Source organism: Cohnella fermenti, assembly GCF_004801405.1.
Lineage (GTDB): Bacteria > Bacillota > Bacilli > Paenibacillales > Paenibacillaceae > Cohnella > Cohnella fermenti.
Map to the genome: position 1 here is coordinate 61,132 of NZ_SSOB01000001.1, position 14,021 is coordinate 75,152.

A 14,021-nucleotide genomic window follows, 5' to 3' on the forward strand; every position below is an offset into this window, starting at 1 on the left:
AGATTAATTAGTTTAAGGGAATCGCCCAATTGTTTTTTTTGACGCTTCAAGCGTAACAGGAACCATACAGAAGAGAAAAGGGATGCTTCAATTTATGAAGATTATTCATAATACAGGAACTGAACGTGTTGTCGATCTGCTCCGCCCATGGATCAGAGAGGGCAATCAGATCGACATTATGACCCCATATTTCTCGTTGTTCGCATTTTTGGAACTTCTTGAGGAAGTTTCAAAAATGAGTAGAGTCCGTTTCCTTTTGCCTGCAGATGGAGCCGATTTAGCATTGCTGGGCACGGAAAATGACCGTACTGTACGCAATAAATTGCAAAACCGTTGGTTGGCAATGCGTTGTATGGAGTGGATTCAGAAGAAAGCTGAATTGCGTCGTGCAACTAGTGGAATACCGCAAGGAGCAATTGTGATTCGTGATGCAGAAGGGAGTCCTAAACAAGCGATACTAGGCTCATTAGCATTTAGCACCGATGGGCTTGGTATAACACCAGGGAATCCGCTTAGCCTTGTTCAAGTATCTGAGAATGCAGAGGAAAGCGAATTTCTTACTCAGTGGTTCGATAGGCAGTGGGAGGCGCTACAAGCTCAACCAGAAGCTCAAGCTGGATTGATTGCGACATTGAAATCTATTGCAGCTAAACATGATCCTTACACCGTATACACGTTGATTCTCTATCATCTTTTTCGGGATGGTGGAGAAGAGATGGATGAGGAGCGTATTATTAAATCAGCTACTGGAATCCGAAACACAATTATTTGGAATAAGCTCTATAAGTTCCAACTTGATGGTGTGATCGGAGCCATCGACAAGCTTAATCGGTTTGGTGGATGTATTATTGCGGATAGTGTGGGCCTCGGAAAGACGTTTGAGGCACTTGCCATAATTAAATATCATGAATTAAGGAACGATCGTGTTTTGGTACTTTGTCCGAAACGCCTGCGTGATAACTGGACATTGTACAAGTCAAACGATCGACGCAATATTCTTGCTGCGGACCGCTTTAATTTCGATGTGCTTAATCACACGGACCTGTCTCGTGATGAGGGGAAGACTGGAGATATTGACCTGTCTCAGTTAAATTGGGGGAACTATGACCTCGTAGTTATAGATGAATCACATAACTTTCGTAACAAGCAAACTCCACGTCAAGGCGGGGAGACCCGTTATGATCGATTGATGCGCAAGATCATCAAAGAAGGAGTCAAAACACGGGTATTAATGCTTTCAGCAACACCAGTGAATAATAGATTAGCGGATTTGCGCAATCAGATAGTGTTCGCCACTGAAGGGGACGATGTTGCTCTTTTTGAGCATGGTATTTCAAGCATTGACAATACTACCCGGCTTGCACAAAAGCAGTTCAATCGTTGGTTAGAGCTGGATGAGGATGAAAAGACATCATCTCGTTTGATTGAGATGTTGGGATTTGATTATTTTACATTATTGGACCATCTAACGATTGCTCGTTCTCGCAAGCATATAGAGAAGTATTATGGAATAGCTGAAACAGGCCGCTTCCCGTCTCGTCTGAAGCCAATCAATATCAAGCCGGACGTAGATAGCGCCGGTCAATTCCAATCCATCCGGGAAATTAATCAAGAAATTCGGAAGCTTAATTTGGCCTCTTATGCGCCTTTGCGCTATATTTTAGCCACTAAACAGGCAGCCTATGATGCTAAGTACAGCACTAGAATCCGTGGTGGCGAAGGTTTATTTCGTCAGGTAGACCGAGAGGAAAATCTGATCCACCTGTTACGTGTTAACTTGCTTAAACGAATGGAAAGCTCCGTCTCTTCATTTGCTCTGACTATCCAGAGGCAACTTAATGACGTTGAAACAACATTAACCAGGGTAGAGGCACACGAAGAAGAAATTGAAGAGTTGGATATCACCGACGTAGACATAGATGATCCTGCTTTCGAGAGCCTGCTGGTAGGGCGTAAGGTAAAGGTGCTGCTTGGAGATGTTGACCTTATAAGGTGGAAGCAGGATCTTATTGAAGATCGGAATAGATTAGCAACATTGCTCTCAGCCGCAAGACAGGTTGATGCCACTCGTGATGCAAAGCTGATGGCACTAAAGGAAGTCATTGTACACAAGTGTATGAATCCTCTCAACACCGGTAATCGTAAGGTGATTGTTTTTACGGCCTTCGCAGATACGGCCAAATATCTTTATGAGCATTTGGCGGTATGGGTGAAAGAGACGCTTGGCATTAATGCTGCTCTCGTAACGGGATCTGGCGGTAACCAGGTTACTTTACCTGGATTGCGTAAAGATTTGGGTGCAATTCTGACCGCGTTCTCCCCCCGCTCGAAAGAGCGTCCAGAAGAACTCAATAGCGAGGGGGAGATCGATCTATTAATCGCTACGGATTGTATTTCCGAAGGTCAAAACCTTCAAGATTGTGATTGGTTAATCAATTATGATATCCATTGGAACCCAGTACGCATTATCCAGCGTTTTGGACGTATTGACCGACTTGGTTCACCTAATGAACAAATACAGCTAGTTAACTTTTGGCCGAACATGGAATTGGAGGAATATATCAATCTTGAGCAACGTGTTAGTGGCCGTATGGTGCTGCTCGACATTTCTGCCACCGGCGAGGAGAACTTAATTGAACAGCAATCTGGCAATCAAATGAACGACCTAGAGTATAGACGTAAACAATTGCTTAAGTTACAAGATGCAGTAATAGATTTAGAAGACCTATCGTCGGGAGTATCCATTACTGATCTCACACTAATGGGATTCCGAATTGATTTGGCACAATATATAAAGATGCATCCTGGCAGACTCGAATCGTTGCCACTAGGGACCTGTGCAATCACTACTTCAAATGAGGTGGAGATTTCGCCTGGTATTGTTTTTTGCTTGCGTGGAGAAGGTGCAGCTTCAGAGATTGCCGAACCTGGCTATCCACTTTCACCGCATTATTTGGTATATATAGGTGATGAAGGGCCTGTTCTGTTACCGCACACGCAAGTCAAGAGGATTCTCGATCAGATTAAACGTCAATGCATAGGACGTGATCTTCCGGACGCTGAGGCGTATAATCGCTTCGAGCAAGCAACACGATTTGGTGAGGATATGCGGCATGCTCAACGCATGTTGTCAGCGGCGGTGGCATCCATTGTCGGCAAGAGTGAAGAACGTGCTGTAGCTAGCCTGTTTTCACCTGGTGGTACCCATGCTATCAGAGGTGAGTTCGCTGGTATTAATGATTTTGAAGTTGTCGCATTTCTAGTAGTGTTGCCGGAGGATGGGGCATGAATGTCACAGACTTATTATCTGCGATGGAACTGTCCAAAAGTACAGCTGTAAATCAGCGTGTTCCGAAAAAGCTCTTCATTGAAAATGGTGCAAAAACTACTGCTGACAAACGCCAGATCAATGAGGGTATCGATGAAATATATTGGCTGGCTACGATTAAACCATCCACAGTTGGAGTGCCGGAATATCGAGATGAAATGCGTGAGTATCTTGAGATCGCTATTCTTAACGTAACCGTGCGTTCAGGGGCTAATGCTAGGCGTATTGCTGAGTTTGTGCATCGTGCAATACCTTATCCTGTGTGGCTGCTGCTTGCACAAGACAAGGGGATAAAGATTTCACTTGCTCACAAACGTTGGGCTCAAAATGAGAAGAGCAAAGTAGTTCTGGAAGGTGAAATTGTAGAAATTGATTTAGAAAGTCATTCAAAGGCGACACTGGAGTTAGAAAAACGTTTTTTGGATGGACTATCCTTGACGAATCAGCGTCGATCAAACATTATGATCCTGTATCAAAGCTGGATGGACGCTCTTTTGGCTTGGCAGGCTGCTCTCCTAACAGGTCAATTTGCCCAAGCGAGAACAACAGAACAAGCCATTATTCGTCGTGAATCATTAATAAAATATAAACATTTGATTTCTCAGATTGAGACGCTTCGTTCGCGTGCCATACGTGAGCACCAAATTAGTCGACTCATAGAAATAAACATGGAGATAAAGCGCCTAGAAATAAAGCTTGATGAAGTCAAAGCAAACATTTAATGGAGGATTCCAATGAATAAATTTACTACAGACGATCCGGAGACGAAATCAAGTGATATCATTTCTGAAAATATCGGACGCTTGAAAGAATTGTTCCCGGAGGCATTCATCGAAGGGAAGATTGATTTCGAAGTTTTGAAGCAGTTATTGGCTGGTGTGATAGAAGAACGGGAAGAGAAATACGGCCTGAATTGGCATGGTAAACGGCAAGCTCGACAACTAGCGCTCACTCCAAGTACAGGAACGTTGCGTCCCTGCCCAGAAGATAGTGTGGATTGGATAAATACAAAAAACTTATTTATTGAGGGTGACAATTTAGAGGTCCTGAAACTCTTGCAGAAAAGCTATGCAAATAAGGTAAAACTCATTTATATTGACCCACCGTACAATACAGGTAAGGATTTTATCTATTCTGATGATTTCCGAGACAGCATAAAAAATTACCAGATGCTTACGGGCCAATTAAATAGTGATGGACGAAAGATCTCTAGTAATTCTGAAGCTTCAGGACGTTTCCATACTGACTGGCTCAACATGATTTACCCTCGGATTATGTTAGCAAGACATTTATTGCGCGAAGACGGAGTCATTTTCATTAGTATAGATGAGGCGGAGTTTAAAAACTTAAAATCCGTTTGCGATGAAGTCTTTGGTGAAGAAAATTACATTGCAACATTGATCTGGGAGAAGGGAAGAAAAAATGATGCGAAGTTAATTTCAGTAGGCCATGAATATATGCTTGTTGTCGCCAAAAACAAGTCGTATTTCACTGCGAATAATATTAAATGGCGTGAAGCAAAGCCAGGAGCGAAGGAAATTCTTGATGAGTATCTGAGATTGAGGTCAGTTCATAAAACGGATAATTTTTCTATCGAACGTGGAATCCGGGATTTTTACGAATCGTTGTCCAAAACCCATCCTTCTAAAAAGCATACTAGATACAATAAAGTTGATAACAAAGGGGTGTGGAGAGATGATAATATGTCGTGGCCTGGTGGCGGAGGGCCGGATTACGATGTAATACATCCCGTTACAGGGAAAAAGTGCGCTGTTCCAGAAGGGGGATGGCGTTACAGCACTCCTGAGAAGATGGATGAAATGATTAGAAAAGGTAAGGTAATATTCCGCGAAGATCACACTGAACCTCCAATCAGAAAAACCTATTTAGTGGAGGTCGATGATGAACAAGATGTCGGAATAGAGGAATTTGAAGCATCGGATGACTCTGATGATCTACCCATTCAAGTGGCTGGTAGCTATTTTTACCGAAGTGCACTTCAATCAACAAATGAACTTACAAGATTATTCGGTAAAAAAGTGTTTAACAACCCGAAAGATCACGAAGTGCTCGCTAGATGGATTTCTTATGTTGGCGTCGGACAGAATGATATTGTAATGGATTTTTTTGCAGGGTCTGGAACAACTGGACACGCTGTTTTTTATCTAAATTTGATAGACAAAAAGGATATCCACTTCATATTAGTGCAGATCCCCGAACCCATAGATCCAAAAAATAAAGCAAGTAAACCTGCAGCTGCATTGTTGGAAAACATGGGGAAGCCCTTTAATATAGCGGAATTAACCAAGGAGCGTCTTCGTCGTGTAATTGCAGGGATTATTGATGATAAATCCCAATCCACGAGTGATTTAGGATTTCGTGTCTTCAAACTGGACTCATCAAATATCCATACTTGGGATCCGGATCAGGATGATATTGGAAAGACATTGCTTGACCATCTTGAACATATTCGTGCGGATCGTAGTGAAAATGACATCCTTTACGAATTGTTGTTAAAGCTTGGTTTAGATCTCTGTGTACCGATCGAAACCCGCAAAATTTCCGGAAAATTGGTACATGCTGTAGGTGCCGGTGTTCTCCTTGTTTGCCTTGATATGCATATATCACAAGAAGAGGCTGAACCATTAGCGACTGGCATTGTTACATGGTACAAGGAACTGGATCCAGCTGGCAAGGCTACTTGCATATTTCGCGATAGCGCCTTTGCAGACGATGTTACGAAAACCAATCTTGCAGCAATTCTCCAGCAGAATGGGCTGGACAAAGTGCGGAGTCTATAGGGAGGGCCGCTTGTGAAACTACAGTTTGAGTCCAATCTTGATTATCAGCTAACGGCTATTGATTCGGTCTGTGACCTGTTTCGTGGGCAGGAGATATGTCGTACTGAGTTCACCGTAACCAACGCTGTATTAGATGATCAGCTATCTTTTGCCTTCGAAGAGAACGATCTAGGTATTGGTAATCGTTTGAGCCTACTGAATGATGAAATTATAAAGAACCTTAACGATATTCAACTAAAGAACGGGCTTCCTCCCTCGGCAACACTCACCTCTGGTGATTTCTCTGTGGAGATGGAGACAGGAACCGGAAAAACTTATGTTTATCTACGCACGATATTTGAGCTCAACAAACGATATGGCTTTACTAAGTTTGTCATTGTCGTACCATCAGTAGCAATTAAGGAAGGAGTATACAAGTCCCTTCAACTTACTGATGATCATTTCCGTGGATTGTATACAAACACACCGTTTGAATATTTTATTTATGACTCCGCAAAGCTTGGCCAAGTGCGCAACTTCGCGACTAGCCCGCATATTCAAATTATGATTGTGACGGTTGGGGCCATAAATAAAAAAGAGGTCAATAATCTATATAAAGATTCGGAGAAAACTGGCGGCGAGAAGCCGATAGATCTAATTAAGGCCACTCGTCCAATTATTATTGTAGATGAACCACAAAGTGTTGATGGAGGTCTAGAGGGACGAGGCAAAGAAGCACTTGGGGCAATGAATCCGTTGTGTACCCTTCGCTATTCGGCTACACATGTGGACAAACACCATATGGTATACCGTCTGGATGCGGTTGATGCCTATGAGAAAAGGTTGGTAAAACAAATCGAAGTCGCCTCAGCAACGATTGAGGAGGCGAATAACAAGCCGTATGTACGGTTAATATCAGTAGATAACAAACGAGGAATCATCAACGCCAAAGTAGAATTAGATGTGGACACTACTAACGGCGTACAGCGTCGCGAAGTAACCGTGCAGGACGGGGATGATCTCGAGCAAACCACTAGGCGAGCGATTTATCAAGGGTGTCGTATTGGTGAGATTCGCGTGGGGAAAGGCAACGAGTTAGTCGAATTACGTGTGCCAGGTGACGAGCGCTATCTCAAACTCGGGGAAGTCTGGGGGAGTGTAGATACACTGGCAGTACAACGTCATATGATTCGTCGTACCATCAAGGAACATTTAGATAAGGAGATGCGCCTTAGACCACAAGGAATCAAAGTGCTATCATTATTCTTCATCGACGCAGTGGACAAGTACCGTCAATATGATGAGAACGGCAACCCAATGAAAGGTGAATATGCCCGGATTTTCGAAGAAGAGTATCGAAGGCTCGCGAATCATCCTGATTATCATACATTGTTCCAAGAGGTAGAACTGAGTCGTGATGCTGCACTAGTTCATGATGGATATTTCTCTATCGATAAAAAGGGTGGTTGGTCGGACACAGCCGAGAACAACCAAGCCAATCGAGATAATGCTGAGCGTGCGTATAACCTAATCATGAAGGAAAAGGAGAAGCTCCTAAGCTTCGAGACGCCACTTAAATTTATTTTTTCACATTCGGCTCTTAGGGAAGGTTGGGATAACCCGAATGTATTTCAGATTTGTACGCTTAGAGAAATTCAGACTGAGCGTGAGCGGCGGCAGACAATTGGCCGCGGATTACGGTTAGCAGTTAATCAGAACGGTGTAAGGGTACGAGGATTTGACACGAATACGCTTACGGTTATTGCCACGGAGAGCTACAAGGACTTTGCAGAGAATCTGCAAAAAGAGATCGAAGCAGACACTGGTATCCGCTTTGGTGTCGTGGGGGAACATCAGTTCTCAGCGATTTCTGTGATCCAGCCGGATGGTGAGAAGACACCACTAGGGTTCGAGCGTTCCAAGATTTTATGGGAGCATCTTAAGGTTCATGATTATATTAATGGACAAGGAAAAATTCAGGACAAGCTTAAAAAGGCGCTTAAGGAAGGGACATTGTTCTTATCTTCGGAGTTTGAAACTCTAGGCAGCCAAGTTACAGAGATATTGCGTAAGCTCGCAGGCCGGCTAGAGATAAAAAATGCTGATGAACGCAAACAAGTTCGTGCTAGGCAAGCTGTCTTACAAAGTGTAGAGTTCAAGGCGCTGTGGGATCGAATTAAGTACAAGACCACCTACCGTGTGAATTTTGATAATGAAAAGCTAATTCAGGAATGTATCCGCGCCGTTCAAGGTATGCCGTCAATTTCCAAGACGCGTCTTCAATGGCGAAAGGCTGATATCGTCATCGGTAAGGCTGGCGTAGAGGCTGCTGAGAGAACCGGGGCAGCAACAGCAGTATTAGAGGAGTTCGATATTGTGCTGCCAGATTTACTTACTGACTTGCAGGATCGAACGCAACTCACCAGACGTAGTATTCAGCGCATACTCTCGGAGAGTCAGAGGCTAGACGATTTTAAGCGTAATCCTCAACAATTCATTGGGCTAGTTGCTGAAACAATCAACCGCAATAAACGATTAGCATTAGTGGATGGTATCAAGTATCAGCGATTAGGTGAAGAATACTATTATGCGCAGGAACTAATTGAACAGGAAGAACTGACCGGATATTTGAAAAATATGCTCAACGATACCATGAAATCGGTTTATGAGCATGTTGTATACGATTCGGAGACGGAACTACACTTTGCAGATCAGCTCGAGAAGAATAGCTCCGTCAAGTTGTATGCCAAACTGCCTGGATGGTTTGTCGTGCCGACCCCCCTTGGAGGCTACAACCCGGATTGGGCTGTGCTTATTGAGAAGGACGGAGATGAATTGTTGTACTTTGTAGTTGAAACGAAAAGTAGTCTCTTCACGGATGATCTGAGAGATCGTGAAGGGGCTAAGATCGCGTGTGGCAAAGAGCATTTCAAATCGCTTTCTGTGGGGGAAGCTCCAGCCAAATACGTCGTAGCTCGTGGAATAGATGATGTGATAAATTTGATTCCGTAGAGTCAGATGAATGAGTTGAATGAAACGAAACGCAGTTGAAGGTGTTGATTTCTCAATGCCCTTAACTGCTTTTTGATTTTGGCTGTATTGAATATTAGTTTAATCTTTTTTATTTGTTGTGCAACAGGGTGCACGAATACTTATGTTTGCCATTAGATAATTACTAGAGATCAAATCATATTCGTTGCCTAAGATGCCTCTGGTTCGAGCGGGTTTTGATGAAGGGCTCATGTGGTATTACAGGAATCCAATTGAGCAACCTATTCGTCCGACTTATCATCCAGAAATGTTTCGAGGTCGATATACGATATAAGGATAGCAAGGAAGGGAGACGAACTACGTGAACCAAGGCCTCTACGAACAAGTCATCAACCAACTGACGGCCAGTCAGCTCTCAGGTCTTGATCTTTCCACTCACGAGATCGGCAAGGAGAAGCTCGACGTCGAAGAAGCTCGCAAGCTCCTCTCCAATTATATCGCACTCGTGACGCGTAGAGCCTTGAAGCTGGTGCGAGAGCAATCGGGTTCAGATAACAACGGGGACGCCATCCTGGCCCAGGTGCAGACCTGCAACGAAATGATCGAGACACTGAAGAATAGCCTGGGGCAAGAGGAATGCGATCAGCTTAAGCTGGACGAGCAGGGAGAGGTCCTTACTTACATATACAGCAAGATGAATCATATCCGCTCCTTCAAGAGCGAGAAGGTCATTCGTCCCGCGACGCCGCTGTCTCAGAGTTCGCTGTTCACAGGTGCGCATTCGGAGCCGAATATGCTGCATGAGTTGAAGCATGAGATCGTGACCTCCGACCGGATCGACTTCCTTGTGTCGTTCATCAAGTGGAGCGGGTTGCGGATTCTGATGGAGCAGCTTGAGACGTTCACCAATAACGGCGGACAGCTTCGGGTTATTACGACGACGTACATGGAAGCGACTGACTACAAGGCGATCGTGGAACTGAGCAAGCTCCCGAACACGGAGATCAAAATTTCCTATGACACAGATCGGACCCGTCTGCACGCCAAGGCATACGTGTTCAAGCGGGACACGGGCTTCACGACGGCGTACGTGGGTTCTTCGAATCTCTCCAATCCGGCGCTCACGAGTGGCCTCGAGTGGAATGTGAAGGTGACGGAGAAGGATTCGTACGATGTCTTGATGAAGATCGAAGCGACCTTCGAGAGCTACTGGAACGATAGAGAATTCAAGACGTTCGTTCCGGAAGACACCGCGCATGAACAACTTCTCCTCCAAGCTCTCTCCAAGAACAAAGCTGCCGAGCAGGGCTCGTCGGTTTATTTTCCATTCGAGATTACTCCCTACGATTATCAGAAGGAGATTCTTGAGAAGCTGGAGGCGCAGAGAACGTTATACGATCGGCATTATAACCTCGTTGTGGCGGCGACGGGAGTGGGCAAGACGGTGGTGTCCGCATTCGATTACAAGAGGTTCGCTAATGTTCATACTCGTGCCCGATTGCTGTTCGTCGCGCATCGGGAGGAGATTCTGCAGCAGAGTCGGGACACGTTCCGGTATATCGTGAAGAACCTGAACTTCGGGGAGCTGCATGTGGGCGGCAACCAGGCGGAGTCGCTGGAGCATCTGTTCATCAGCATTCAGAGCTTTAACGCCATGAGGCTGACGGAGCATATGACGCCGGACTTCTACGATTACATTGTCGTGGATGAATTCCACCATGCGGCAGCACCGTCGTACCAGAAGCTTCTGTCGTACTACAAACCGAAGATTCTGCTGGGCTTGACGGCGACTCCGGAGAGAATGGACGGCAAGGATATTCTCGGCTACTTCGACAACACGATTGCGGCCGAGATCCGTCTGACGGATGCGATTGATCGGAAGCTGCTCAGCCCGTTCCAGTACTTCGGTGTGACGGATCAGGCGGATCTGAGGCAGGTGAAGTGGTCGAGGCGCGGGTACGATCTGGCGGAGCTCGAGAACCTCTACACGAACAACAAGATTCGAGCGGTTCAGGTTCTAAACAGCATGAGGCGATACGTCACGGACATGGACCAGGTCAAAGGGCTTGGGTTCTGCGTGGGCGTGGATCATGCGAAATATATGGCGAAGGTGTTCGAAGAGGCCGGCATTCCGGCGATCGCGCTGCATGGCGGGTCCGACGACGGGGAGAGGCAGATGGCCAAGGTTCGGTTGACGAACGGTGAGATCAAGATGATTTTCGTGGTTGATCTGTACAATGAAGGGGTCGACATCCCGGTCGTGAACACGATTCTGTTCCTTCGTCCGACGGAGAGCTTGACGGTATTCCTCCAGCAGTTGGGACGCGGACTGCGCCTTGCCGAGGGCAAGGAATGCCTGACGGTGCTGGACTTCATCGGGCAGGCGCACCAGGAGTACAACTTCCAGGACAAGTTCCGGGCTCTGATCGGTCATACGAAGCATTCGGTTCAGCATTATGTCGAGAACGGATTCTCGACCTTGCCGCGGGGGAGCTTCATCCAATTAGAGAAGCAGGCGAAGGCTTATATTCTCGGGAACTTGAAGCAAGCCGTCGTGAACCGCAGGAGCCTCATTAATCGGATAAAATACTTCGAAGAAGACACGAGTCTGGCGCTCAGTTTGAGCAACTTCGTCAGTTATCATGGGCTGAGCTTGTACGAGTTATATGGCGGCCGAACGGGGAATCGGACGTTTACCGGCTTGCAGGAGGAAGCGGGAGTTGTGGAAGTAAGGGCAGACTATACGTGGGACAACGCCGACTTCGTGGCGAAGAGGGTCCCGGCTCTGCTGAACATCAATTCGCGGAGATGGCTCAAGTTCCTGCTCGCCTATCTCGAGGATGGATCGCTCCCAAGCTGGGAAGAAGAACGGCTTATGGTGAACATGCTGTTCTACACGTTCTACCGAACCGAACCTTCCCGGAATGGATACGCCAGTGCGCATGAAGCCATTCAAGCGACGCTCGCATACCCGGCCTTCCGCGAAGAAGTTGTGCAGATCCTCAAGATCAAGCTGGCTCACCTGGATTTTGTGGATAAGCCGAATGATTTTCCATACATGTGCCCGCTCGATATTCATTGCACCTATTCGATGGACCAGATTCTCGCGGCATTCGGGTATTGGAACGAGGAGAAGGCGCCGAGCTTCCGCGAGGGAGTGAAGCACTTCGAGGACAAGCGGACGGATATCTTCTTTATCACCTTAAATAAGACGGACAAGGACTTCTCGCCGTCAACGCTGTATGAGGATTATGCGATCAATGAGAGGCTGTTCCACTGGCAGACGCAGAGCCGGACGTCGGAGGAGTCGAGGACCGCTCAGCGCTATATCCATCATCGGCAGATGGGAAGTCGCATCGCCCTGTTCGTTCGGGAGTACAAGGAAGAGCACAACTACACGTCCCCGTTCGTCTTCTTAGGGGAGGCAGAGTACGTGAAGCATGAGGGGAACAAGCCGATGAGCTTCGTGTGGAGGCTTCAGCATGATATCCCTCCGGGGATGATTCAGGCGGCGAATAAGGTGATTGTGTAGAAGGAGATAGAGTGAAGTCAGTCGCTTACCTTAGTCACCTGCACCTACGAGGTTAGCGATGCCGAGTTGATTATTTATGCGAGACGAGTATAGTTCATTGACATCCGGTTTACAATAGGTTGACAACTTGTTGAATATAATTGTTTGGGATATACTTAATTCAATAGGATGCTGAAGGAGGCCATTTAGATGACCACCAAACAGGAAATTCAACATCGCTTGGATCAATTAATTATTAGGGCGGATCCATCGATTGCTATTGAATTACGCGAGTTGAAGCGTCAGATAGCGGACTCGAAGGAGATTGGCGTGTCCATTCTTAGTATTTCTTCCGAGAAACTCAAGAAGACTATGGCTGGATCAGGACAACTTAGGAGTAGACGACCTCATAATGTGTTAAAAGAGGTTCTTCTTCCTAATGAAGATTACTACACCGTTGAGGAGGTGGCTAAGCGGTTTGGCGTCACGAGGCAAGCTGTTCATAAGTGGATTAGCATGGAGAAGATTAAATACCTGGCTCCTACGGATGGGAAGAAAAAGGGATACCTGATTCCTAAAAACCAGTTTAAGCTAGAAAAGTCACGAAGCGCAGAGTTTCGCAAGCGACGAAATGCCATCTTCGGAGAAGGAGAACTTTCGCTTACAGATGCACATGATGTGTTTCGCAATGGTGAGGTGGAGGAATGAGTCATTCGGCTCGACAAGAACCATTGGTGCGAATTCTTTGGGACACCAATTTATTTGTTTCGCTTCTTGTCTTCCAATCGGAGTCTCTGAATGACTACTTGGATAAATTAATATACCAACATGAGCACGGGTTGATACAGCTGATCGTTCCCAAAGCAGTGCAGGCTGAGTTGTACGGTATTCTGCAGGCTGGAAGAGTGAAGAGAAGCAATCAACCCGTTTTTTTATCCCACGAGCAAATTTTGTATCTACTGGAGCCTTATTTGGACCTCCTTTTTGATCGGGATTACTTGAATCAGTTAGGGAAACGTGCTTGGCCAAGCGGCGAAGCCTATAAAGAGCTTCTAAAACAGTTGCTGGCAGAGGAGTACGGCTGGCATGATTTCGGACAGGCCTACATAGAGAGAAGGCTTCGTCATACGGTTGAGATGATGGGGCTATTGGATCGTTATGATTTTCCTATTATGGCATCAGCTTTATTTCATGGAGTTGATTTAATTGTTACTCATAATATGCAGGACTTCATCGATCCCCTTGGCAAGATAAGAGTTATGAATTTTCGCGAAGCTAGTCGATTTGATCATTTCGAATTACATCTTCCTTATGAGTCGTGGGAGGATCCTGTCGCAGAATAGAATTGTCGGTTAATCGATTGCCCCACTGGCTTGCGCGCGGCAATAAACGAATAAGAATCCCCAGCAGC

Annotated in this window: 7 protein-coding genes; all 7 read left to right on the plus strand. The window is 45.8% G+C overall.

What is annotated here, in order from left to right; translation table 11 throughout:
• The first annotated feature begins 94 nt into the window (after nucleotides 1-94).
• The 7 genes from E6C55_RS00205 to E6C55_RS00235 all read left to right on the plus strand — a co-directional run bounded on the left by E6C55_RS00205 (nucleotide 95) and on the right by E6C55_RS00235 (nucleotide 13,953).
• Nucleotides 95-3,289, plus strand: a complete 3,195-nt coding sequence (locus tag E6C55_RS00205; RefSeq protein WP_136367761.1) for a helicase-related protein — start codon at nucleotides 95-97, stop codon at nucleotides 3,287-3,289.
• Nucleotides 3,286-4,050 carry a DUF4391 domain-containing protein gene (locus E6C55_RS00210; RefSeq protein WP_136367762.1) on the plus strand — a complete coding sequence of 255 codons (765 nt, stop codon included), beginning with the start codon at nucleotides 3,286-3,288 and terminating at the stop codon, nucleotides 4,048-4,050. Before E6C55_RS00205 ends, E6C55_RS00210 begins: the two co-directional genes overlap by 4 nt.
• Nucleotides 4,051-4,062: 12 nt before the next feature.
• The gene (locus E6C55_RS00215; protein WP_136367763.1) at nucleotides 4,063-6,129 is read left to right on the plus strand and encodes a site-specific DNA-methyltransferase; all 2,067 of its coding nucleotides are present in this window, start codon (nucleotides 4,063-4,065) and stop codon (nucleotides 6,127-6,129) included.
• 12 nt (nucleotides 6,130-6,141) lie between these two features.
• The gene (locus E6C55_RS00220; protein WP_136367764.1) at nucleotides 6,142-9,120 is read left to right on the plus strand and encodes a type III restriction-modification system endonuclease; all 2,979 of its coding nucleotides are present in this window, start codon (nucleotides 6,142-6,144) and stop codon (nucleotides 9,118-9,120) included.
• 340 nt (nucleotides 9,121-9,460) lie between these two features.
• Nucleotides 9,461-12,631 (plus strand): DUF3427 domain-containing protein, encoded by a 3,171-nt coding sequence (locus E6C55_RS00225; RefSeq protein WP_136367765.1) that lies wholly within the window; start codon nucleotides 9,461-9,463, stop codon nucleotides 12,629-12,631.
• Between the two features lie 189 nt (nucleotides 12,632-12,820).
• Nucleotides 12,821-13,318 carry a helix-turn-helix domain-containing protein gene (locus E6C55_RS00230; protein ID WP_136367766.1) on the plus strand — a complete coding sequence of 166 codons (498 nt, stop codon included), beginning with the start codon at nucleotides 12,821-12,823 and terminating at the stop codon, nucleotides 13,316-13,318.
• On the plus strand, nucleotides 13,315-13,953 hold the full coding sequence (locus E6C55_RS00235; RefSeq protein ID WP_136367767.1) for a PIN domain-containing protein: 639 nt from the start codon (nucleotides 13,315-13,317) through the stop codon (nucleotides 13,951-13,953). Before E6C55_RS00230 ends, E6C55_RS00235 begins: the two co-directional genes overlap by 4 nt.
• The last annotated feature ends 68 nt before the right edge of the window (nucleotides 13,954-14,021 follow it).

Excerpts from the sequence above, each read along its gene's own strand:
- E6C55_RS00230 (WP_136367766.1), top strand. The coding sequence starts at position 12,821 with ATGACCACCAAACAGGAAATTCAACATCGCTTGGATCAATTAATTATT.
- E6C55_RS00210 (WP_136367762.1), top strand. The coding sequence starts at position 3,286 with ATGAATGTCACAGACTTATTATCTGCGATGGAACTGTCCAAAAGTACA.
- E6C55_RS00205 (WP_136367761.1), top strand. The coding sequence starts at position 95 with ATGAAGATTATTCATAATACAGGAACTGAACGTGTTGTCGATCTGCTC.
- E6C55_RS00235 (WP_136367767.1), top strand. The coding sequence starts at position 13,315 with ATGAGTCATTCGGCTCGACAAGAACCATTGGTGCGAATTCTTTGGGAC.
- E6C55_RS00215 (WP_136367763.1), top strand. The coding sequence starts at position 4,063 with ATGAATAAATTTACTACAGACGATCCGGAGACGAAATCAAGTGATATC.